19 protein-coding genes and 1 riboswitch are annotated in these 20,841 nt (G+C 70.1%); of the genes, 15 read left to right on the plus strand and 4 right to left on the minus strand.

What is annotated here, in order from left to right; genetic code table 11:
• Window positions 1-51 precede the first annotated feature (51 nt).
• Window positions 52-1,434, minus strand: coding sequence for an aminotransferase class V-fold PLP-dependent enzyme (locus tag ABZZ04_RS12660; RefSeq protein WP_356932193.1), 1,383 nt, complete (start codon window positions 1,432-1,434; stop codon window positions 52-54).
• A gap of 268 nt (window positions 1,435-1,702) precedes the next feature.
• On the opposite strand from ABZZ04_RS12660, the gene coxB reads away from it, so the two are divergent.
• The 4 genes from coxB to ABZZ04_RS12680 all read left to right on the plus strand — a co-directional run bounded on the left by coxB (window position 1,703) and on the right by ABZZ04_RS12680 (window position 6,165).
• On the plus strand, window positions 1,703-2,665 hold the full coding sequence (gene coxB / locus ABZZ04_RS12665; RefSeq protein WP_356932194.1) for a cytochrome c oxidase subunit II: 963 nt from the start codon (window positions 1,703-1,705) through the stop codon (window positions 2,663-2,665).
• The gene (ctaD, locus tag ABZZ04_RS12670) at window positions 2,662-4,398 is read left to right on the plus strand and encodes a cytochrome c oxidase subunit I (RefSeq protein ID WP_356932195.1); all 1,737 of its coding nucleotides are present in this window, start codon (window positions 2,662-2,664) and stop codon (window positions 4,396-4,398) included. The genes coxB and ctaD overlap by 4 nt, the downstream gene beginning before the upstream one ends.
• On the plus strand, window positions 4,395-4,793 hold the full coding sequence (locus tag ABZZ04_RS12675; protein ID WP_356932196.1) for a cytochrome c oxidase subunit 4: 399 nt from the start codon (window positions 4,395-4,397) through the stop codon (window positions 4,791-4,793). The genes ctaD and ABZZ04_RS12675 overlap by 4 nt, the downstream gene beginning before the upstream one ends.
• Window positions 4,794-4,911: 118 nt before the next feature.
• Window positions 4,912-6,165 (plus strand): Ig-like domain-containing protein, encoded by a 1,254-nt coding sequence (locus tag ABZZ04_RS12680; protein WP_356932197.1) that lies wholly within the window; start codon window positions 4,912-4,914, stop codon window positions 6,163-6,165.
• 80 nt (window positions 6,166-6,245) lie between these two features.
• On the opposite strand, the gene ABZZ04_RS12685 is transcribed toward ABZZ04_RS12680, so the two are convergent.
• Window positions 6,246-6,647 (minus strand): hypothetical protein, encoded by a 402-nt coding sequence (locus ABZZ04_RS12685; protein ID WP_356932198.1) that lies wholly within the window; start codon window positions 6,645-6,647, stop codon window positions 6,246-6,248.
• Between the two features lie 187 nt (window positions 6,648-6,834).
• On the opposite strand from ABZZ04_RS12685, the gene ABZZ04_RS12690 reads away from it, so the two are divergent.
• The 6 genes from ABZZ04_RS12690 (at window position 6,835) to ABZZ04_RS12715 (ending at window position 14,025) form a co-directional block, all read left to right on the plus strand.
• Window positions 6,835-7,455 (plus strand): heme-copper oxidase subunit III, encoded by a 621-nt coding sequence (locus ABZZ04_RS12690; protein WP_148834517.1) that lies wholly within the window; start codon window positions 6,835-6,837, stop codon window positions 7,453-7,455.
• Between the two features lie 94 nt (window positions 7,456-7,549).
• Window positions 7,550-8,359 (plus strand): c-type cytochrome, encoded by an 810-nt coding sequence (locus tag ABZZ04_RS12695; protein WP_356932199.1) that lies wholly within the window; start codon window positions 7,550-7,552, stop codon window positions 8,357-8,359.
• Complete coding sequence (locus ABZZ04_RS12700) at window positions 8,356-9,408, plus strand: Rieske 2Fe-2S domain-containing protein (protein ID WP_356932200.1); 1,053 nt, start codon at window positions 8,356-8,358, stop codon at window positions 9,406-9,408. Before ABZZ04_RS12695 ends, ABZZ04_RS12700 begins: the two co-directional genes overlap by 4 nt.
• A gap of 5 nt (window positions 9,409-9,413) precedes the next feature.
• Entirely contained in the window at window positions 9,414-11,039 is a 1,626-nt protein-coding gene (locus ABZZ04_RS12705; protein WP_356932201.1) for a cytochrome bc complex cytochrome b subunit, read from the plus strand.
• Between the two features lie 124 nt (window positions 11,040-11,163).
• Window positions 11,164-12,228: an anthranilate phosphoribosyltransferase gene (trpD, locus tag ABZZ04_RS12710; RefSeq protein ID WP_356932202.1), complete on the plus strand. Its 1,065-nt coding sequence runs from the start codon at window positions 11,164-11,166 to the stop codon at window positions 12,226-12,228.
• A 127-nt stretch (window positions 12,229-12,355) separates the two neighbouring features.
• Window positions 12,356-12,473, plus strand: a riboswitch (SAM riboswitch).
• Between the two features lie 175 nt (window positions 12,474-12,648).
• Window positions 12,649-14,025, plus strand: a complete 1,377-nt coding sequence (locus ABZZ04_RS12715; RefSeq protein ID WP_356932203.1) for an aminotransferase class V-fold PLP-dependent enzyme — start codon at window positions 12,649-12,651, stop codon at window positions 14,023-14,025.
• A gap of 79 nt (window positions 14,026-14,104) precedes the next feature.
• Here the strand turns inward: ABZZ04_RS12715 and ABZZ04_RS12720 are convergent, their stop codons facing one another.
• On the minus strand, window positions 14,105-14,386 hold the full coding sequence (locus ABZZ04_RS12720) for an Lrp/AsnC ligand binding domain-containing protein (RefSeq protein ID WP_356932204.1): 282 nt from the start codon (window positions 14,384-14,386) through the stop codon (window positions 14,105-14,107).
• On the minus strand, window positions 14,383-15,135 hold the full coding sequence (locus ABZZ04_RS12725) for a rhomboid family intramembrane serine protease (RefSeq protein WP_356932205.1): 753 nt from the start codon (window positions 15,133-15,135) through the stop codon (window positions 14,383-14,385). Before ABZZ04_RS12725 ends, ABZZ04_RS12720 begins: the two co-directional genes overlap by 4 nt.
• 161 nt (window positions 15,136-15,296) lie before the next feature.
• Between ABZZ04_RS12725 and ABZZ04_RS12730 the strand changes: the two genes are divergently transcribed.
• From ABZZ04_RS12730 to ABZZ04_RS12750, 5 genes are all read left to right on the plus strand, one after another.
• A complete protein-coding gene (locus ABZZ04_RS12730; protein WP_136328374.1) occupies window positions 15,297-15,539 on the plus strand; it encodes a hypothetical protein in 243 nt (80 codons plus the stop codon).
• A 37-nt stretch (window positions 15,540-15,576) separates the two neighbouring features.
• Window positions 15,577-16,938, plus strand: coding sequence for an NYN domain-containing protein (locus tag ABZZ04_RS12735; RefSeq protein WP_356932206.1), 1,362 nt, complete (start codon window positions 15,577-15,579; stop codon window positions 16,936-16,938).
• 284 nt (window positions 16,939-17,222) lie between these two features.
• Window positions 17,223-18,251: an NlpC/P60 family protein gene (locus ABZZ04_RS12740; RefSeq protein WP_356932207.1), complete on the plus strand. Its 1,029-nt coding sequence runs from the start codon at window positions 17,223-17,225 to the stop codon at window positions 18,249-18,251.
• 235 nt (window positions 18,252-18,486) lie between these two features.
• Window positions 18,487-19,527, plus strand: a complete 1,041-nt coding sequence (locus tag ABZZ04_RS12745) for an NlpC/P60 family protein (RefSeq protein ID WP_356932208.1) — start codon at window positions 18,487-18,489, stop codon at window positions 19,525-19,527.
• A gap of 16 nt (window positions 19,528-19,543) precedes the next feature.
• Window positions 19,544-20,803 carry a hypothetical protein gene (locus tag ABZZ04_RS12750; RefSeq protein WP_356932209.1) on the plus strand — a complete coding sequence of 420 codons (1,260 nt, stop codon included), beginning with the start codon at window positions 19,544-19,546 and terminating at the stop codon, window positions 20,801-20,803.
• Window positions 20,804-20,841: the final 38 nt, after the last annotated feature.

Below are 20,841 nucleotides of genomic sequence, written 5' to 3' on the forward strand. Positions count from 1 at the left end.
GGTGACCTCCGGCCGGGCGCGGACCCGGCCGGAGGCCGCCCGACGGGCTCCTCAGACGAGCCGGCGGACCACATGAGCCGAGCCGCGTTCCGCCGGCTCCTCGCCCACGTACTCCTGCTCGCGCATCGCGCACCAGGCGGGAATGTCCAGACGCGCCGCCTCGTCGTCGGAGAGCACCGTCACCGTCCCGCCCACCGGTACCTCCCCGATCACCTTTGCGAGCTCGATCACCGGGATCGGGCAGCGCTTCCCGAGCGCGTCGACCACCAGGGACGCGGCCGGGGAGGGGGAGGGGGCCGCCGACGCGGGCGCGCCGAGCCTCGCCCGTACCTCCGCCACCGCCCGGGGCAGCGCCTCCAGGAAGTCGTCGACCTCCTCGTCGCGGGTGCCGTCCGGCAGCGAGACCCGTACGTTCCCCTCCGACAGCACCCCCATCGCCCTGAGCACATGGCTCGGCGTCAGCGTGCTGCTGGTGCAGGACGAGCCGGACGACACGGAGAAACCCGCCCGGTCCAGCTCGTGCAGCAGGGCCTCCCCGTCGACATAGAGACAGGAGAAGGTCACCAGGTGCGGCAGCCGCCGCACCGGATCGCCGACCACCTCCACATCGGGCACCAGCTCCGGCACCCGGCTCCTGATCCGGTCCACCAGGACCCGCAGCCGCGCGGCCTCGGCCTCCGCCCCGGCCCGCACCGCCCGCAGCGAGGCCGCCGCGGCGACGATCGCCGGAATGTTCTCGAACCCCGCCGCCCGCCCGGACTCCCGCTCGTCGACCGGCCCCCGCGGCGCGAACCGCACCCCCTTGCGCACCGCCAGCAGACCCACCCCCGAGGGCCCGCCCCACTTGTGGGCGCTGCCCACCAGCAGCGACCAGCCGCCCGGCACCGGCGTCCGGCCCAGCGACTGAGCCGCGTCCACCAGCAGCGGCACCCCCGCCTCCCGGCAGACCTCCGCGACCTCCGCCACCGGCTGCTCGGTGCCGACCTCGTGGTTGGCGGACTGCAGACAGGCCAGCGCGGTGTCCGCCCGCAGCGCCTCCGCCCACTCCGCCGCGCTCACCGCCCCCGAGCGGTCCACCGCCACCTCGGAGACCGAGCCGCCCTCGGCCTCGTGGGCGGCGGCCGAATGGAGTACCGACGAGTGTTCGACCGAGGAGACGACCAGATGACGGCCGACACGCCGACGGCCCGCGAGCGCCCCGGAAATTCCGGTGTGCACCGCCCGGGTACCCGAAGGGGTGAACGTGAGCTCGTCCGGCCGGCAGCCGACGGCCTCGGCGGCGGCCTCCCGGGCGGCGTCCAGCAGCAGCCCGGCCCGCCGCCCCTCGCGGTGGAGCCTGGCCGGATCGGCCCAGCCCTCGTCCAGCGCGGCAAGCAGCGCCTGGCGTGCGACGGGGTGCAGGGGAGCGGAGGAAGCGGTGTCGAAGTAGGGCACCCGGCCACGCTAGCCCCCGCCGGGCCGGGGCGGGGACGGGCCTTCCGGGCAGCCGGGAGAGGGGGCGTCAGATGGCGGCCGGAGGCGCGCATTCCACCCCTTCGGGGAGTCGGACGGCGCGTTGGGCACCCTCCCCGCGCGACCCCAAATAGCGTCCAGTAGGGTTTGGTCCGCATAAACATCCAAACCCCTGCCCGCGTCAGGGCGGCGACCGACCAGAAAGACGGCCGCGCCGACCGCGCGGGCGAGACTCTCGGGAAGGCGCTACGTGAGTCCCAACGGCTCCGACCGCTCGTCGCGGCGCCCGATGCGGCGGAAGCTGCCGCAGGTGCTGACTGCGGGCCTGATCCTGGCGACCGCAACCGGTTGCACATACAAGGACTTCCCCCGCCTCGGTATGCCCACGCCGGTAACGGAAGAGGCACCACGGATCCTTTCTCTCTGGCAGGGCTCGTGGGCGGCAGCGCTCGCCACGGGCGTGCTGGTCTGGGGTCTGATCCTGTGGAGCGTCATCTTCCACCGGCGCAGCCGAACCAAGGTCGAGGTTCCTACGCAGACCAGGTACAACATGCCCATCGAGGCGTTGTACACCGTGGTACCCCTGATCATCGTCTCGGTGCTGTTCTACTTCACCGCACGCGATGAATCGAAGCTCCTCTCGCTCTCCGACAAGCCCGCCCACACCATCAACGTGGTCGGCTACCAGTGGAGCTGGGGATTCAACTACATCGAGGACGTGGACGGCTCGTCCGCCACGGGCAGCGAGATCCCCAAGGAACTCGACGCCATCCCCGACCGGCTCCAGAAGGACTTCCCGAAGAACGCCGAAGGCGTCTACGACTTCGGCATCCCGGGAACCCGGAACCCGCAGAACGGCAACCCGGGTCCGACCCTGTGGCTGCCGAAGGGCGAGAAGGTCCGCTTCGTCCTGACTTCGCGTGACGTCATCCACTCCTTCTGGGTGGTGCCGTTCCTCATGAAGCAGGACGTCATTCCGGGCCACACCAACGCCTTCGAGGTGACTCCCAACCAGGAGGGCACCTTCATGGGCAAGTGCGCCGAGCTCTGCGGCGTCGACCACTCCCGAATGCTCTTCAACGTCAAGGTCGTCTCCCCGGAGCGCTACCAGGCGCATCTGAAGGAGCTGGCGAAGAAGGGCCAGACGGGCTACGTGCCGGCCGGCATCGAGCAGACTGACCCGGCCAGGAATGCGGAGACGAACAAACTGTGAGCATCCTCAACGAATCTCAGGGTGCCGCGGCAGCAGACGACTCGTACGAGGACGAGCTGCCGGTCCGGCGCAAGCAGCCGGGAAACGTCGTCGTCAAGTGGCTGACCACCACTGACCACAAGACGATCGGCACGATGTACCTGGTCACGTCGTTCGCGTTCTTCTGCATCGGCGGTCTGATGGCGCTCTTCATGCGCGCCGAACTGGCCCGTCCCGGCACGCAGATCATGTCGAACGAGCAGTTCAACCAGGCGTTCACGATGCACGGCACGATCATGCTGCTGATGTTCGCGACGCCGCTGTTCGCCGGATTCGCGAACTGGATCATGCCGCTGCAGATCGGCGCGCCCGACGTGGCGTTCCCGCGGCTGAACATGTTCGCCTACTGGCTGTACCTGTTCGGCTCGATCATCGCGGTGGCCGGCTTCCTCACCCCGCAGGGTGCGGCGGACTTCGGCTGGTTCGCCTACTCCCCGCTCTCGGACGCGGTCCGGTCGCCGGGTGTCGGCGCCGACATGTGGATCATGGGTCTGGCCTTCTCCGGCTTCGGCACGATCCTCGGTTCGGTCAACTTCATCACCACGATCATCTGCATGCGTGCCCCCGGCATGACGATGTTCCGCATGCCGATCTTCACCTGGAACGTCCTGCTGACCGGTGTGCTGGTCCTGCTGGCCTTCCCGGTCCTCGCCGCCGCGCTCTTCGCGCTGGAGGCCGACCGTAAATTCGGCGCACATATCTTCGACGCGGCCAATGGCGGCGCATTGCTCTGGCAACACCTCTTCTGGTTCTTCGGCCATCCAGAGGTGTACATCATCGCCCTACCATTCTTCGGAATCATTTCCGAGGTAATTCCGGTCTTCAGCCGGAAGCCGATGTTCGGTTACATCGGTCTGATCAGCGCGACGATCGCCATCGCCGGTCTTTCCGTGACCGTGTGGGCGCACCACATGTACGTCACGGGCGGTGTGCTGTTGCCGTTCTTCTCGTTCATGACGTTCCTCATCGCGGTACCGACCGGGGTGAAGTTCTTCAACTGGATCGGCACGATGTGGAAGGGGTCGTTGTCCTTCGAGACACCGATGCTCTGGGCCGTCGGCTTCCTGATCACCTTCACCTTCGGTGGTCTGACCGGCGTGATCCTGGCGTCGCCCCCGATGGACTTCCACGTCTCGGACTCGTACTTCGTCGTCGCGCACTTCCACTACGTCATCTTCGGCACCGTGGTGTTCGCGATGTTCTCCGGATTCCACTTCTGGTGGCCGAAGTTCACCGGCAAGATGCTGGACGAGCGGCTCGGCAAGATCACGTTCTGGACGCTGTTCGTGGGCTTCCACGGCACGTTCCTGGTGCAGCACTGGCTCGGTGCCGAGGGCATGCCGCGTCGTTACGCGGACTACCTCGCGGCGGACGGCTTCACCGCGCTGAACACGATCTCGACGATCGCCTCGTTCCTGCTCGGCCTGTCGATGCTGCCGTTCTTCTACAACGTGTGGAAGACCGCCAAGTACGGCAAGAAGATCGAGGTCGACGACCCGTGGGGCTACGGCCGTTCGCTGGAGTGGGCGACCTCCTGCCCGCCGCCGCGGCACAACTTCCTCACCCTGCCCCGGATCCGTTCCGAATCCCCGGCCTTCGACCTGCACCACCCGGAGATCGCCGCGCTGGAGCAGCTGGGGCACCACTCCGAGGATGACAAGGCCCTCGCTGGCGGCAAGGAGGCCGGCAAGTGAAGATCCAGGGCAAGATGTTCCTCTGGCTGAGCATTTTCATGCTCGCCATGGCCATCACCTACGGCGTGTGGGCGAAGGAGCCCGTCGGTACCACCGCGCTGTTCCTGTCCTTCGGTCTGAGCGTGATGATCGGCTTCTACCTGGCCTTCACGGCCCGGCGGGTCGACGCCATGGCGCAGGACAACAAGGAGGCCGACGTCGCGGACGAGGCCGGCGAGGTGGGGTTCTTCTCCCCGCACAGCTGGCAGCCGCTCTCGCTGGCGATCGGTGGTGCGCTCGCCTTCATGGGCGTCATCTTCGGCTGGTGGCTGCTGTACTTCTCGGCCCCGGTGATCATGATCGGTCTGTTCGGCTGGGTCTTCGAGTACTACCGCGGTGAGAACCGCACCCAGTGACACCGCTCCACCGCTCCACCTGACGGGGGGCCCGTACTTCTCCACCGAGAGGAGTACGGGCCCCCCGTTTGCAGTCACCCCGCGCGCTGACGCGGACGTGCCTCCATAACGTGGATCCATGAACCGCACGCCGCGCATCCGCCCCGTAGTGAGCTGCACTCTGCTGGCCGTGACCCTGGCCGCAGGCGCGACCGCCTGCGGCGGATCCGACCACCCGCTGGCGGAGAAGCCGTACGACGCCGCGGACGAGATCTCCTCCAACGTCTCCGAGGGCGACCGGAAGGTCGACCCCGACAAGCCGCTGGAAGTCACCGTCAACGACGACGACGGCCGGATCACGGACGTGACGGCGGTGGACGCGGCCGGACGCCACCTGGCGGGCGAACTCGACGCGGACGGGAAGCGCTGGCACTCCACGGCCCCGCTGGCCGCCGGCACCCGCTACACGGTCCGGGTCGGCGTGGAGGACGACGACGGCGCCCCGGGCAGCCGCACGCTCTCCTTCGGGACGACCGCCGCCAAGAAGTTCCTGAAGGTCGCCTTCGGCCCCCGGGCGGGCACCTACGGCGTCGGACAGCCCATCACGGCGGAACTCAGTGCTCCGGTCCGGGACCGGGCCTCCAGGGCCACCGTGGAGCGCGCCCTGCGGGTCCGCTCGACGCCCGCGGTGACCGGTTCCTGGTACTGGGTCGACGACAAGACCCTGCACTACCGCCCCAAGGAGTACTGGCCCGCCAGGGCCACCATCGAGGTCACCAGCGGCCTGGCCGGCATCAGGGTCACCGACACCCTCCACGGCGCCCCCTCCAAGGCGCTGAAGCTCACCACGGGCGACCGCATCGAGGCCGTCACCGACGCCTCGGCGCACTCGATGACGGTCAAGCGCAACGGGAAAGTGATCAACACCATTCCGGTGACCACGGGGAAGCCCGGCTTCGCCACCCGAAACGGCGTCAAGGTCGTGCTGGGCAAGGAATACCGCGTACGTATGCGCGGGGAGACGATCGGCATCGCGGAGGGCTCGTCCGACTCGTACGACCTGCAGGTCTACTACGCGACCCGGGTCACCTGGAGCGGCGAGTACGTGCACGCGGCCCCCTGGTCCACCGGTTCGCAGGGGTACGAGAACGTCAGCCACGGCTGTACCGGCATGAGCACCGGCCAGGCCGAGTGGTTCTTCAACACCGTGCGCGAGGGCGACATCGTCGAGGTCGTCGGCAGCCAGGGCGAGACGATGGCGCCGTTCGGCAACGGCTACGGAGACTGGAACCTCACCTGGGCCAAATGGCTGAAGGGCAGCGCACTGCAGAAGAACACCGCCCCGGACCGTTCGGACACGATCCAGGCGGCGCGACTGCGCCCCGAGGTCTGACGGCCCGGGGAGTGCGCTGCCCCTCGGCAGAACCGCGAAGGAACCCGCGAGGGGGCTCGTGGCGGGACCCGCGGCGGGGCTCAGGCCCCCACGGAGAGCCTGCTGCGCAGCAGGGCGGCCAGGGCGTCCGCGAACTCCACCGGTTCGACCGGCAGGGTCACCGCGGCGTCCGCGCGGCTCCAGGTGGCCAGCCAGGCGTCCTGCGGGCGCCCCATCAGCAGCAGCACGGGCGGGCAGCGGAAGATCTCGTCCTTGATCTGCCGGCAGACCCCCATGCCGCCCGCGGGCGCCGTCTCGCCGTCCAGCACGCAGACGTCGACGCCCCCGTGCTCCAGCGCCTCCAGGACCGCGGGCAGCGTGGCGCACTCCAGGAACTCCACCGGTGGCACGTCGGCCGCGGGCCTGCGCCCGGCTGCCAGCCTCACCTGCTCACGGGTGTTGGCGTCGTCGCTGTAGACCAGGACCGTGGCGGTCGGCTGCATAGTTCCTCCGTGACATCTGTGTCTTCGGGGCTTTACGGGCATGAACCGATGCGCGGATCGTACTCCGCCCGACGGCCTGTCAGCACCGGTCAGGACAGCTGTTCCATGGGCCGTTCGGGGCGGACACACCCCGCTGACACACCGAACGGCACCCCCCGGGGTGAGGGCTGGATAAGCGACCGACATAATGTCGGTCGTGGCGACAGCAACGACAGTAGAAACCGGGCACGCGCACCCGTCGGTCAATCGACCGAACCTCACCAGCGTCGGAACCATCATTTGGCTGAGTTCCGAGCTGATGTTCTTCGCGGCCCTCTTCGCGATGTACTTCACCCTGCGATCGGTGATGGGACCGGATCACTGGAAGGAGATGGCCGAGCACCTGAACTTCCCGTTCTCGGCGACAAACACCACGATCCTGGTGCTCTCCTCACTCACCTGCCAGCTCGGCGTCTTCGCCGCGGAGCGGGGCGATGTGAAGAAACTCCGCACCTGGTTCATCATCACCTTCGTGATGGGTGCGATCTTCATCGGAGGCCAGGTCCTCGAGTACACCGAGCTGGTCAAGGAGGCGGGTCTCTCCCTCTCCTCCGACCCGTACGGTTCGGTGTTCTACCTGACCACCGGTTTCCACGGCCTGCACGTGACAGGCGGGCTCATCGCCTTCCTGCTCGTCCTGGGCCGGACGTACGCGGCCAAGAGGTTCACCCACGAACAGGCCACCTCGGCCATCGTCGTGTCCTACTACTGGCACTTCGTCGACGTCGTGTGGATCGGCCTCTTCGCCACGATCTACATGATCAAGTAATCGGGCCCGGCCCGAACCGCATGATCAAGTAATCGGGCTCGCACCCGAACCACATCCAGCATCGACGCAGAAGATCCTGACACCGGGGTAATCCGTGAAAAAGCTCTCCGCACGACGACGCCATCCGTTGGCGGCGGTCGTCGTACTACTCCTCGCGCTGGCGGCCACTGGGGGGCTGTACGCCGCGTTTGCGCCCGCGAGCAAGGCGCAGGCCGACGAAACCGCCCAGTCCCTCGCCATCGAAGAGGGCAAGAAGCTGTACTCCGTCGGTTGCGCCAGCTGCCACGGAACCGGCGGTCAGGGCACCACCGACGGGCCGAGCCTGGTCGGCGTGGGCTCCGCCGCCGTGGACTTCCAGGTCGGTACGGGCCGCATGCCGGCGCAGCAGCCCGGCGCCCAGGTACCGAAGAAGAAGGTCATTTACAGCCAGGCGCAGATCGACCAGCTCGCGGCCTACGTCGCGTCGCTCGGCGCCGGTCCGATCACTCCGACCAAGAAGCAGGTCAACCCTGCGGGCGCGGACATCGCCAAGGGTGGCGAGCTGTTCCGCACCAACTGCGCGCAGTGCCACAACTTCACCGGTGAGGGCGGCGCGCTGACGGACGGCAAGTACGCGCCCAGCCTGGAAGGCGTGGACCCGAAGCACATCTACGAGGCCATGCAGACCGGCCCGCAGAACATGCCGTCCTTCCCGGACAGCACGATGCCCGAGCAGCAGAAGCGGGACATCATCGCGTACGTCCAGACCGTGAACAGCGACCAGTCGGAGAACCCGGGCGGCCTCAAGCTGGGCGGCCTGGGGCCGGTCAGCGAAGGCCTGTTCGCCTGGATCTTCGGGCTCGGCGCACTGATCGCACTTGCCGTTTGGGTCGCGGCCCACACCGCTAAGGCCAAGAAGTCATGAGTAGCCAAGAGATTCCAGACGAGAACCTGCCCGCTGAGCAGGACCCCGCGCACGGCGCGGTGAAGGTCGCGGACGACCCGTTCGCGGACCCGGGGCTGCCGGCCCACAAGCCGCGCATCCAGGACATCGACGAACGGGCCGCGAAGCGCTCCGAGCGCGCCGTCGCGCTGCTGTTCACGCTGTCCATGCTGGCGACGGTCGGCTTCATCGCCTCGTACGTCATCTTCCCGGTCGACAAGATCGTGTACATCTGGCCCTTCGGTCATGTGAGCGCGCTCAACTTCTCCCTGGGCCTGACCCTGGGCGTGGCCCTCTTCACGATCGGCGCCGGTGCCGTCCACTGGGCGCGCACGCTGATGTCCGACGTGGAGGTCGCCGACGACCGGCACCCGATCGAGGCCGAGCCCGAGGTCAAGGCGAAGGTCCTCGCCGACTTCGCGGACGGTGCCCGGGAGTCCGCGATCGGCCGTCGCAAGCTGATCCGCAACACCATGTTCGGCGCGCTGGCCCTGGTGCCGCTCTCCGGTGTGGTGCTGCTGCGCGACCTCGGCCCGCTGCCCGAGAAGAAGCTCCGCGAGACCCTGTGGAGCAAGGGCAAGCAGCTCATCAACATGAACACGATGGAGCCGCTGCGTCCCGAGGACGTGATCGTGGGTTCGCTGACCTTCGCCATGCCCGAGGGCCTGGAGGAGGACGCGGAGGACTTCAACAACCAGATCGCCAAGGCCGCGCTGATGATCGTCCGGATCCAGCCGGAGAACATCAAGGACAAGCGCGAGCTGGAGTGGTCCCACGAGGGAATCGTGGCCTTCTCCAAGATCTGCACCCACGTCGGCTGCCCGATCAGCCTGTACGAGCAGCAGACCCATCACGTGCTCTGCCCGTGCCACCAGTCCACCTTCGACCTCTCCGACGGCGCCCGCGTCATCTTCGGTCCGGCCGGTCACGCCCTCCCGCAGCTGCGGATCGGCGTGAACAGCGAGGGCAACCTCGAAGCGCTCGGTGACTTCGAAGAGCCCGTCGGTCCTGCCTTCTTCGAGCGGGGATGACACGGATGACTACTGTGACCGATACGAAGCGCAAGGCGCCCGCCGGCGAGCGGGTGGCCGACTGGGCGGACGGCCGCCTGGGGATCTACTCCCTGGCCAAGGCCAACATGCGCAAGATCTTCCCGGACCACTGGTCCTTCATGCTCGGGGAGATCGCCCTCTACAGCTTCATCATCATCATCCTCACGGGTGTGTACCTGACGCTGTTCTTCCACCCCAGCATGAACGAGATCGTGTACCACGGCTCGTACGAGCCGATGCAGGGCATCCGGATGTCCGAGGCCTACGCCTCGACGCTGGACATCAGCTTCGACGTCCGCGGTGGTCTGCTGGTCCGCCAGATCCACCACTGGGCCGCGCTGATCTTCCTGGCCGGCATGTTCGTGCACATGATGCGCGTCTTCTTCACGGGTGCGTTCCGCAAGCCGCGTGAGATCAACTGGCTGTTCGGCTTCCTGCTGTTCGTGCTGGGCATGTTCACCGGCTTCACCGGCTACTCGCTCCCGGACGACCTGCTGTCCGGTACGGGTGTCCGCTTCACCCAGGGCGCGATCCTGTCGATGCCGATCGTCGGCACGTACATCTCGATGTTCCTGTTCGGCGGGGAGTTCCCCGGCCACGACATGGTGGCCCGGTTCTACTCGATCCACATCCTGCTGCTGCCGGGCATCATGCTCGGCCTGCTGGTGGCGCACCTGATCCTGGTCTTCTACCACAAGCACACGCAGTTCGCGGGTCCCGGCCGCACCAACAAGAACGTCGTCGGCATGCCGCTGCTGCCGGTGTACATGGCGAAGGCCGGTGGCTTCTTCTTCCTGGTCTTCGGCATCATCGCCATCATCGCGGGCATCGCCACGATCAACCCGATCTGGAACATCGGTCCGTACCGTCCGGACCAGGTGTCCACCGGCGCCCAGCCCGACTGGTACATGGGCTTCGCCGAGGGTCTGATCCGAGTGATGCCGGGCTGGGAGGTCAACCTCTGGGGCCACACGCTCGTCCTGGGCGTGTTCATCCCGCTGATGGCCTTCGGACTGGTGCTCGCGGTTCTCGCGGTCTACCCGTTCATCGAGTCCTGGATCACCGGGGACAAGCGCGAGCACCACATCCTGGACCGCCCGCGCAACGCCCCGACCCGGACGGCCTTCGGCGTCGCCTGGATCACCGAGTACGTCGTCGTCTTCATCGGCGGTGGCAACGACCTGTGGGCCACGCACTTCCACCTGTCGATCAACGCCATCTCGTGGTTCGTCCGGATCTTCATCTTCGCGGGCCCGATCATCGCGTTCATCGTCACCAGGCGGATCTGCCTCGGCCTCCAGCGCCGCGACAAGGAGAAGGTGCTGCACGGACGCGAGTCCGGCATCATCAAGCGCCTGCCGCACGGTGAGTTCGTCGAGATCCACGAGCCGCTCGGCCCCGAGCAGCTGCACACGCTCACCGCGCACGAGCAGTACAAGCCGGTCGAGATCGGCCCGACGGTCGACGAGAACGGTGTCGAGCGCAAGGTGTCGGCGCTGGAGAAGCTGCGCGCCCGGCTCAGCAAGGGCTACTACGGCGAGGACAACCAGATCGCCAAGCCCACCGTCGAGGAGTACAAGGAGATCACCAGCGGCCACGGTCACCACTGATCGCCTGAACTGATCGCCACGGCAGGAGCCCCGTCCATGCGTTGGACGGGGCTCTTCGCCGTCCTCTTCCGATCGATAGGGTGGAGACGATCCTTTTACCGACTGTGGACCCCGGGAGCGGACCATGAACGTTGTGACCCCGATCGGCGGCGACAGCGTGGCGGACCGTTCCTGGCCCGGCGTGCTGAACCCCCTGCTGCGCGGCGAGAACCTCACCGCGGACGACACCGCCTGGGCGATGAACCGCATCATGAGCGGCGAGGCGACCGATGTGCAGACCGCCGGGTTCGCGGTGGCGCTGCGGGCCAAGGGCGAGACCATCGACGAGGTGACCGGCCTGGTGCGGGCGATGTACGAGCACGCCCACACCATCGAGGTGCCCGGCCGCACGGTCGACATCGTCGGCACCGGCGGCGACCTCGCCAAGACGGTCAACATCTCCACCATGTCGGCGATCGTCATCGCCGGCACCGGGGCCAAGGTCGTCAAGCACGGCAACCGCGCCTCGTCCTCGGCGAGCGGCGCCTCCGACGTACTGGAGAAGCTCGGCGTCAACCTGGACCTCTCCGCCCAGCGGGTCGTCGAGGTCGCCGAGGAGGCGGGCATCACCTTCTGCTTCGCGGTGCGCTTCCACCCCGCCCTGCGCCACGCGGCCAGGGCCCGCAAGGAGCTCGGCGCGCCGACCACGTTCAACATCCTCGGTCCGCTCACCAACCCGGCCCGGGTGCGTTCCCAGGCCATCGGCGTGGCCGACCCGAAGATGGCGCCCATCGTCGCCGGGGTGCTCGCCGAGCGCGGGAACTCCTCGCTGGTCTTCCGCGGCGACGACGGCCTGGACGAGCTGACGACGACCGCGACCTCGCGGGTCTGGGTGGTGCGGGACGGAGCCGTCCGCGAGGAGGCGTTCGACCCGCGCGACGTCGGTCTGGAGCTGGTGCCCGTGGAGGCGCTGCGCGGCGCGGACGCCTCGTACAACGCCGATGTGGCCCGCCGGCTGCTGGCGGGCGAGCGGGGGCCGGTGCGCGATGCCGTGCTGCTCAACTCGGCGGCGGCCCTGACGGCGCTGGACCCGACGGACGGCACGCTGAACGAGCAGCTCGCCGCCGGGATGGCGAAGGCGGCCGAGTCCATCGACTCGGGCGCGGCGGCGCGGACGCTGGAGCGCTGGGTGGCTGCCAGCAACGCCTGACAGCCCGCCGGGCGGGCATCGGCAGGTCCCGGCAGGCTTTCGAACGGGCGGAGAAGTGACGCAGGGCGCAGTCCGGATCCTGGACTGCGCCTTGCGCACGTCCGCGCGTATGGCAAGATGCTGGACAGGTCATGAGTGACAGCGACTACGGCCCCGGCCCGCTGTCCGGCAACCCTCCGTCCGTGGCGGGGTGCCCCGGGTGAAGACCAGGCCGTGGGCAGCGAGGTCCGCGGCAAGCGCGGGCCCCTCGGCATCTGTGAATGCCAACCCCCGGGGTCCTGGTCCCTAGGGAGCCTCTTGTGAGCACGCGAATGCGATAGGGCCGGCCGGCCCTCTTCCGCACACCCTTTTTCTCTTTCCGCCGCACTGCCGCGTGTCCGCCGGTGCGCGCTCTTCGCCTGCCTCTTACGGGAGTTCGCCATGTCTGTCCCCACCGCCGCCATCGACGAGTCGGTTTGTGCCCCCCTGCCCGTTCTGGGGGAGGATGTGACGGTTCCGCTGGTCACCGGCGGTGAAGTCGCCTACGCCGCCCTCGACTACGCCGCCAGCGCGCCCGCCCTGCGGCGCGTCTGGGACGACGTCGCCGCGTACGCCCCGTACTACGGCAGCGTCCACCGCGGCGCCGGCTACCTCTCCCAGCTCTCCACGGACCTCTTCGAGAACAGCCGCGCCACCGTCGCGGAGTTCCTCGGCTGCCGCGCGGACGACCAGGTGGTCTTCACCCGCTCGACCACCGACTCGCTGAACCTGCTGGCCGCGGCGCTCCCCGCCGACTGCCAGGTCTTCGTCTTCGAGACCGAGCACCACGCCTCGCTGCTGCCGTGGCGCGACGCGCGGGTGACCTACCTGAACGCCCCGCGCACCCCGGCCCAGGCCGTCGAGACGTTGGAGCGGGCCCTGGCCGCGCGTGACCCCTACGGTCCCGCGCTGGTCTGCGTCACCGGCGCCTCCAACGTCACCGGCGAGCTGTGGCCGGTCGGGGAGCTGGCGGCAGCCGCGCACGCGCACGGCGCCCGGATCGTGCTGGACGCCGCGCAGCTCGCCCCGCACCACCCCGTCGACATCGCCGAGCTGGACGTCGACTGGGTCGCCTTCTCCGGGCACAAGCTGTACGCGCCCTTCGGTTCCGGCGTGCTCGCCGGCCGGGCCGACTGGCTGCGGGAGGCCGAGCCCTACCTGGCCGGCGGCGGCGCCTCGCGCAAGGTCGCCCGCCGCACCGACGGCGGGGTGGACGTCGAGTGGCACACCACGGCCGCCCGGCACGAGGCCGGTTCCCCCAACGTCATCGGCGCGTACTCCATCGCCTCCGCCTGCAAGGCGCTGAAGGAGGCGGGCTTCGACACGCTGGTCGCCCGAGAGCAGCGCCTCGTCGCCGCGGTCCGGGCCGGTCTCGCGGGGATTCCCCAGGTCAAGGTGCTCTCGCTGTTCGGCGACGACGCCCCGCGGGTCGGCGTGATCTCCTTCGTGGTGGAGGGCTGGAACAGCTCGCACTTCGCCGCCGCGCTCTCCGCCGAGTACGGCATCGGGGTCCGCGACGGACTGTTCTGCGCCCACCCCCTGGTCCGCACCCTGCTGGGCAGCGACCCGCAGGAGGTCGGCGAGTGCGGCGCGCCCGAGGCCGAGCCGGGCGAGCGCTCCTTGAACGCGATCCGGGTGAGCTTCGGGGCCGGTACGCCGGACGAGCACATCGAGCGCTTCGTCCGCGCGGTCGAGGAGCTGGTGCGCGAGGGCGCCCAGTGGAAGTACCGCACCGAGGACGGCCGTTGCGTCCCGGACCGGGGCACCGCGCAGCACTGACCGGCACACAGCACTTCGGCGGGGTACGGGCGGCTTCCGCCCGTACCCCGCCGAAGTGTCACGTGGCGGTGATCCCCGCCTACGCGTCGAGCCCGATGGCGAAGGCCGCCTCCAGGTCGTGCTGCGAGTAGGTGCGGAACGCCACGTGGGTGTCGGTGGCCTCGACGCCGGGGATCCGGCTGATCCGGCCCGGGATGATGTCCGCCAGATCGTCGTGCTTGGCCACCCGGACCATGGCGATCAGGTCGTACGTACCGGTGACCGAGAAGACCTCGCTGACGCTGTCCAGCGCGGCGATGGACTCGGCGATCTCGGGAATCCGGTCCACGCTGGTTTTGATGAGCACGATCGCGGTGATCACGGCTGACGTTCTCCCTCGGTGGCCGCGGCTGGTGCCTTCACTCTATCCGTACGCCGGTAACGCCCCCAGGCGTAGAGGAAGCCGAGGGCGAAGCCCACCACATGGGCCAGATAGGCGACCCCGGGCCCTCCGCTGCCCGCGCCCTGGACCGCGAGCCACTGCAGGACGAACCAGAACACCAGCACGATCCAGGCCGGGAAGCGCAGCGGCAGGAAGAAGAGGAACGGGAACAGACTGGTCACCCGGGCCCTGGGGAACAGGTACAGGAACGCCCCGAGCACCGCCGAGATCGCCCCCGAGGCGCCGACGAGCGTCTGGTCGGACGTGGCGTGCGCGGCCGCGTAGGCGACCAGGGCGAGGTAGCCGCAGATGACGTAGAAGAAGGTGAACCCGATACGGCCCATGCGCTCCTCGGTCATTGCCCCGAACACGTACAGGAAGAGCATGTTGCCGAGCAGGTGCACCCAGCTGCCGTGCACGAAGAGGGCGGTGAGCGGGGTGAGCAGGACCCGCGCCGGGCCGTCCCACAGCTCGTTCGGGATCACGCCCCAGTGCTCGAAGTAGCCGGCCTGGGCGGCCAGCCGGGCGTCGGCGCCGCCGGGCACCGGGTTGAGGCCGGACAGCGGACTGATCACGAAGACCAGCGAGCACGCCGCGATCAGGGCGTGGGTCATCGGCGATCCGCCCAGGGCGACCGTCCGCAGGAATCCGCCGGCCGACCTGTCGGTCACAGTGCGCCGATCGATCATGAACAGAGCATGACGCAAGCGGAGGGAACGGGACAGACCGCCTCGCCGTGTCGGGCGGACGCGGCGAGGCCGTAGGGTTGCGGCAGGACATCCGCAGTTCGACGGCGCACCGCGAGATCCTTGAAGCAGCAGCACGAGGCTCGACGAAAGAGGACGCAACGATGACGACGGTTCCCCAGCCGACCGACGGGACCCGCTGGCGCTGCACGCTCTGCGGAAATCTCACCCGCTTCGACGTGACGCGCTCCTCGAAGGTCGTCGAATACGTCCATCTCGACCTGGCCGGTGAGGCCAGCGTCGAGGAACGGGAGGTGGTCAGTGAGACCATCGAGTCGGTCCGCTGCCGTTGGTGCAACGCGGTGGATCAGATCGAACTGGTGGACAGGCCGGGTGCCGACTCCTGACGGAGCCGCGCCCACAGACAATTTGGGGTGACGGATCGTGGAGCAGCCCGCTGATGGCGCCGAGGCGGCCGAGGCGGCCGACGACGCCGTCGAGGCGCTCGACCGACCGCTGCCCGAAGGCGTACGACGAAGGGTCGTGGCGCTGGTCTCGGACGCCTTCGGCGGGCTGACGGTCGGCGAACTGCCGGCCCAGCTGAGGCAGTACGCCCGGTTCACCCCGACCCGGCGCGCCAAGTTCGCCGGGAACGCGATGGCCGCCGCCCTGGAGGGCGACGCCCTGTTCCGGCAGCGCATCGGCGAACGGCTCAAGGAGGGGCAGCCCGAACTGGCCGCCGCCCTGGAGTCCGGTGCGCCGCCGGCCGCCGCCGACCCGGTCGACGTGGCCGCCGCGGCCTATGTGCTGCGTCCGGCGGGCTGGGTGAAGCTGGTCGCCGCCGCCGGCGAGGAGGCCCAGCGGGCGGACGCCGAGCGGGCCGACGAGGAGAGCCGCCGCGAGCTGGAGCGGCTGCGCGAGGAGCTCTCCCGGGCCCGCGCCCAGACGAAGAGCGAGACGGAACGGCTGCGCGGCGAGCTGGACGCGGCCCGCAAGGAGGCCGAGTCCCTCCAGCGCAAGCTGCGCAGCGCCGTCAACGAGGTCAAGCGGGGCGAGGCCGCGCTGCGCCGCAGCCGGGCCGAGACCGAAGCCGTGCGGTCCGAGACGGCGGCCCAGGTCTCCGCGGCCGAGAGCGAGAGCCGTCGGCTCAAGGCCCGGCTCGGGGAGGCCGAGGCGGCCGTCGAGGCGGGCCGCCGGGCCGCCAGGGAGGGCCGCTCGGTCGAGGACATGCGGCTGCGGCTGCTGCTGGACACGGTGCTCGACGCGGCGAGCGGACTCCGTCGCGAACTGGCCCTGCCGCCCTCCTCGATCCGTCCCGCGGACGGTGTCGACGCGGTCGAGCCGGGCCGGATGTCGCCCAAGGACATCGCGGCCAGGGCCCTTTCGGAGACCGACCCGGCCCTGCTGGACCAGCTGCTCGCGCTGCCGCAGGCGCATCTGATCATCGACGGCTACAACGTCACCAAGACCGGCTATCCGCAGCTCCCGCTGGAGAAGCAGCGGTTGCGGCTGCTGGGCGGGCTCTCGATGCTCGCCGCGCAGACCGGCGCCGAGGTGACCTGCGTCTTCGACGGGGCCGAACTGGCCGCCCCGGTACTGCTCGCACCGCCGCGCGGGGTCCGGGTGCTGTTCAGCAAGCCCGGGGTGACCGCCGACGAGCTCATCCGTCAACTGGCGCGCGCCGAACCCCCGGGCAGGCCCGTCGTGGTGGTCTCCACCGACCGCGAGGTCGCCGACGGGGTGGCGAAGGCGGGCGCCAGGCCCGTTGCGTCCGTCTTGCTCCTGAAGCGCCTTTCGCGCGTCTAGTCGCGCTTGTCGGTACTCGGCGGATATCAGGGAACGGTCCGTCAAGTCGCCGCTACACCCCGTGTGATGTGGGTAAAGAAGTGCCTCCCGGGGTGAGAATTTTCCGGCGAGGATTTGAACTGATCACAAGATGGTCACTAGGGTCGGCCTTCGAACCTTCGCACGGTTGATCACCCATCCGGGGTGACGGCGAAGGAACCGCCGAGTCCGTGACGTGCACGGAGCCGGGGATTCACCTCCCCCACAGCCCGGTAGGCGGCTCGAGGAAGAAGGAGCTCGCCTCCGTGGCGTCCCACCGTCGTCCCAAGCAGCCGAGCCGCGCCCGTGTGACCGTGCTCACCGCGACCGCCGCCGCGGCCGTGGCCCTGTCCTCCCAGGCCGCCCAGGCAGACCCCAAGCCCTCCAAGAGCGAGGTCAAGGCGAAGGTCGACAAGCTCAACCACGAGGCCGGAACGGCCAACGAGCAGTACAACGGCGCCAAGGAGAAGCAGAAGAAGCTCGAGAAGGAAGTCGGCGCGCTCCAGGACAAGGTGGCCCGCGGCCAGCAGGAGATCAACAACCTGCGCAACGGCCTCGGTTCGCTCGCCGCCGCGCAGTACCGCTCCGGTGGCATAGACCCGTCGGTCCAGCTCTTCCTCTCGTCCAACCCGGACACCTACCTCGACGAGGCCTCGGCGCTCGACCAGCTGACGGCCAAGCAGACCGAGACGCTCCAGAAGATCCAGGAGAAGCAGCGCTCCCTCGCGCAGAAGCGCAAGGAGGCCCAGGACAAGCTGGGCGACCTCGCGGACATCCGCGAGACGCTCGGGGCGAAGAAGAAGAAGCTTCAGGACAAGCTCTCCGAGGCGCAGCGCCTGTACAACACGCTGACCGCCGCCGAGAAGGCGAAGTTCCGCGAGCAGGAGCAGCGCGCCAGCCGCGACGCCGGCGACCGGGTCGATCTGGGCAAGGAGGTCCCCGCCTCCTCCTGGGGCGCCGCCGCCCTGAGCGCCGCCTCCTCCAAGGTGGGCAAGCCGTACGTCCGCGGCGGCACCGGCCCCGACGCCTTCGACTGCTCCGGGCTGACCCAGTGGGCCTACGCCCAGGCCAACGTCCAGATCTCCCGGGTCACGTACACCCAGATCAACGACGGGGTCCACATCGGGCGCAGCGCGCTGAAGCCGGGCGACCTGGTCTTCTTCAACAACACCTCGCACGTGGCGCTCTACGCGGGCAACGGCACCGTCCTGCACGCCCCGTACCCGGGCACGTTCGTCCGTTACGAGTCGATGAGCACCATCGGCAGCTTCCAGTTCGGTGTGCGCGTCGGCTGACGCGCCCGAACGGGCGAATTCCCGCGCCCCCGTGAACGGCCCGCCCCGCCGGAGACCACAGGTCACCGGCGGGGCGCCGTCGTTTCCGCCGTCCGGTCGCCCGGCACGGTCTTTGTCCGCTCCGTGACCGTCCGACTACTGTCTGTCTGCTGTGCGGCTCCCGCTCGTCGGTCCGCCCGTCCGGGCGGCAGGGGCCGCACGCGTCTGCGCAGCGCGGAGGGGAGTGCGGGGTCCTGTGGTGTCCCATCGCCGTTCCACACAGTCCGGTATCGGCCCGGGGGTCCGGGCCACGGTCCTGTCGGCCGCCGCGGCGACCGCGGCCGCCACGCTCGGCGCGAGCGGCGCGCACGCCGAACCGCAGGACACGCCCCGGACCGCCGAGGCCCGCGTGGACCGGCTGTACGGCGAGGCGGAGCGCGCCACCGAGCAGTACAACGCGGCCGGTGAGAACGCCGAGCGGCTGCGCGGCGAGTTCGACCGGGCCCGGGACCGGGCGGCCCGCGGTCAGGAGCGGGTCAACCGGATGCGCACCGTGGTCGGTTCGGCGGCGAGCGCGCAGTACCGCTCCGGCGGCATCGACCCCTCGGTCGCGCTGCTGCTCTCCTCGGACCCGGACGGCTACCTCGACCGGGCGGCCGTGCTGGAGCGGGTGACCGGCCGTCAGGCCGAGGAACTGCAGGAGCTGCTGCGGGCCCGGCGGGACCTGGACCAGATCCGGGCGGAGGCCGGGCACGCGCTGGCCGAGCTGGAGCACAACCGGGCGGCCGCCGCCCGCCACAAGCGCACCGTCGAGCGCAAACTCGCCGAGGCCCGGCGGATCCTGGGCGCGATGCCCGCCGCCGACCGGGCCGGCTTCGAGCGGGCCTCGCGCTCCGGGCGGGACGGGGCGCTCCCCGGCCTCCCCGGACTCGCCGACCTGCCGGCCGGTTCCGCGCGGGCGGCCGTCGCCGTCCTGGCGGTGCAGCAGGCGCTGGGCCGCCCGTACGTCTGGGGGGCCAACGGACCCGACGGGTTCGACTGCTCCGGGCTGATGCAGTGGGCATACGCCCGCGCCGGGGTCGCCCTGCCGCGCACCTCGCAGGCCCAGCGGTACGCCGGGCGCATGGTGCCGCTCTCCGAGGCCCGCCCCGGCGACCTGGTCGTCTACCGCGCGGACGCGAGCCACGTCGCGATGTACGTCGGCAACGGCCAGGTGATCCACGCCCCGTACCCCGGCGCCCCGGTCCGCTACGACCCGGTCGGCATGATGCCGGTCTCGTCGGTCACCCGCGTCTGACCGTACCCTCGGTCGGGTGACCGACAGGCGGGTACGCGACCGGGGACGGCGCACGGCGGGGGCACTGCTCGCCGGGCTGCTCCTGCTCTCCGGCTGCGCGGACCCCGACGACACGGCCGCCCCGGAAGCCACCGCCCGCGCCGTCCGCGCCGCCCTGGAGCGCAGGGCGCAGGCCGTGCTCGACCACGACCCGGACGGCTACCTGGCCGTGACCGACCCGCGCGCCACCGCCCTGCGCGCGGCCCAGCGCCGGGAGCTGGCCAACCTCGCGGACGTGCCGCTGGCCTCGTGGACGTACCGGCTCCGCGGCGTGACCGGGCGGGGCGCAGACCGGGCCGTCGCGGACGTCCAGCTGCGCTACCGGATCGAGGGGTACGACGCGGCCCCGGTCCTCGACGACCGGGTGCTCGACCTGAGACGGGACCGGGCGGACGGCCGCTGGTACATCTCCGGGGACCGGCCGGCGAACGGGGACGGCGGCGCGCAGCTCTGGCAGCAGGGCGACGTCCGGGTGGTGTCCGGCAGCCGCAGCCTCGTCCTCGGGGTGGGCCGCACGGAGCAGGAGCTGCGCGGCATCGCCCGGACCGCGGACCGCGCGGTGCCCGCCGTGTCCGGGGCCTGGCCGGAGCGCTGGGCGGGCCGCGTGGTGGTGCTCGTGCCGCGGACCGTCGAGGACATGGCGCGGCTGCTGGGCTCGTCGACGGACGACTACCGGGGCATCGCGGCCGTCACCACCGGGCGGACCGGCGGCACCGGCCGCAACCCCGCGGGCCGGGTGATCGTCAACCCGCAGGCGTACGGCACGCTCGGCACCTTCGGGCAACGGGTCGTCCTCACCCACGAGACCACCCACGTCGCCACCCGCGCCCGCACTTCCGCGGCCACCCCGACCTGGCTCTCCGAGGGCTTCGCCGACTGGGCGGCCTACCGCGCCGAGGACCGCTCCGCCGCGCGGATCGCCCCGGAACTGGCGGACGCCGTCCGGCGCGGCGACCTGCCCGCCGAACTCCCCGCGGACGAGGACTTCGGCTTCGCGGGCGACCCCGCGCGCCTGGCGAGGGCGTACGAGGGCGGCTGGGCGGCCTGCGCGCTGATCGCCGACCACTGGGGCGAGGCGGAGCTGATCGCCTTCTACCGGGCCGTCGGAGGGCATCCGGGACGGGACGGGGCGGTGGAGCGGGCCATGGGGGAGGTGCTGGACACGACGCCGCGGGAGTTCACCGCCCGCTGGCGGGAGTACCTGCGCACCCGGCTGGGCCGGACGTCCGCGCCGTGACCCGCGCCCCGGCCCGCCCGGACACGGTGCACGGCGCG

This window comes from Streptomyces sp. NPDC006435 (assembly GCF_040612315.1).
Lineage (GTDB): Bacteria > Actinomycetota > Actinomycetes > Streptomycetales > Streptomycetaceae > Streptomyces.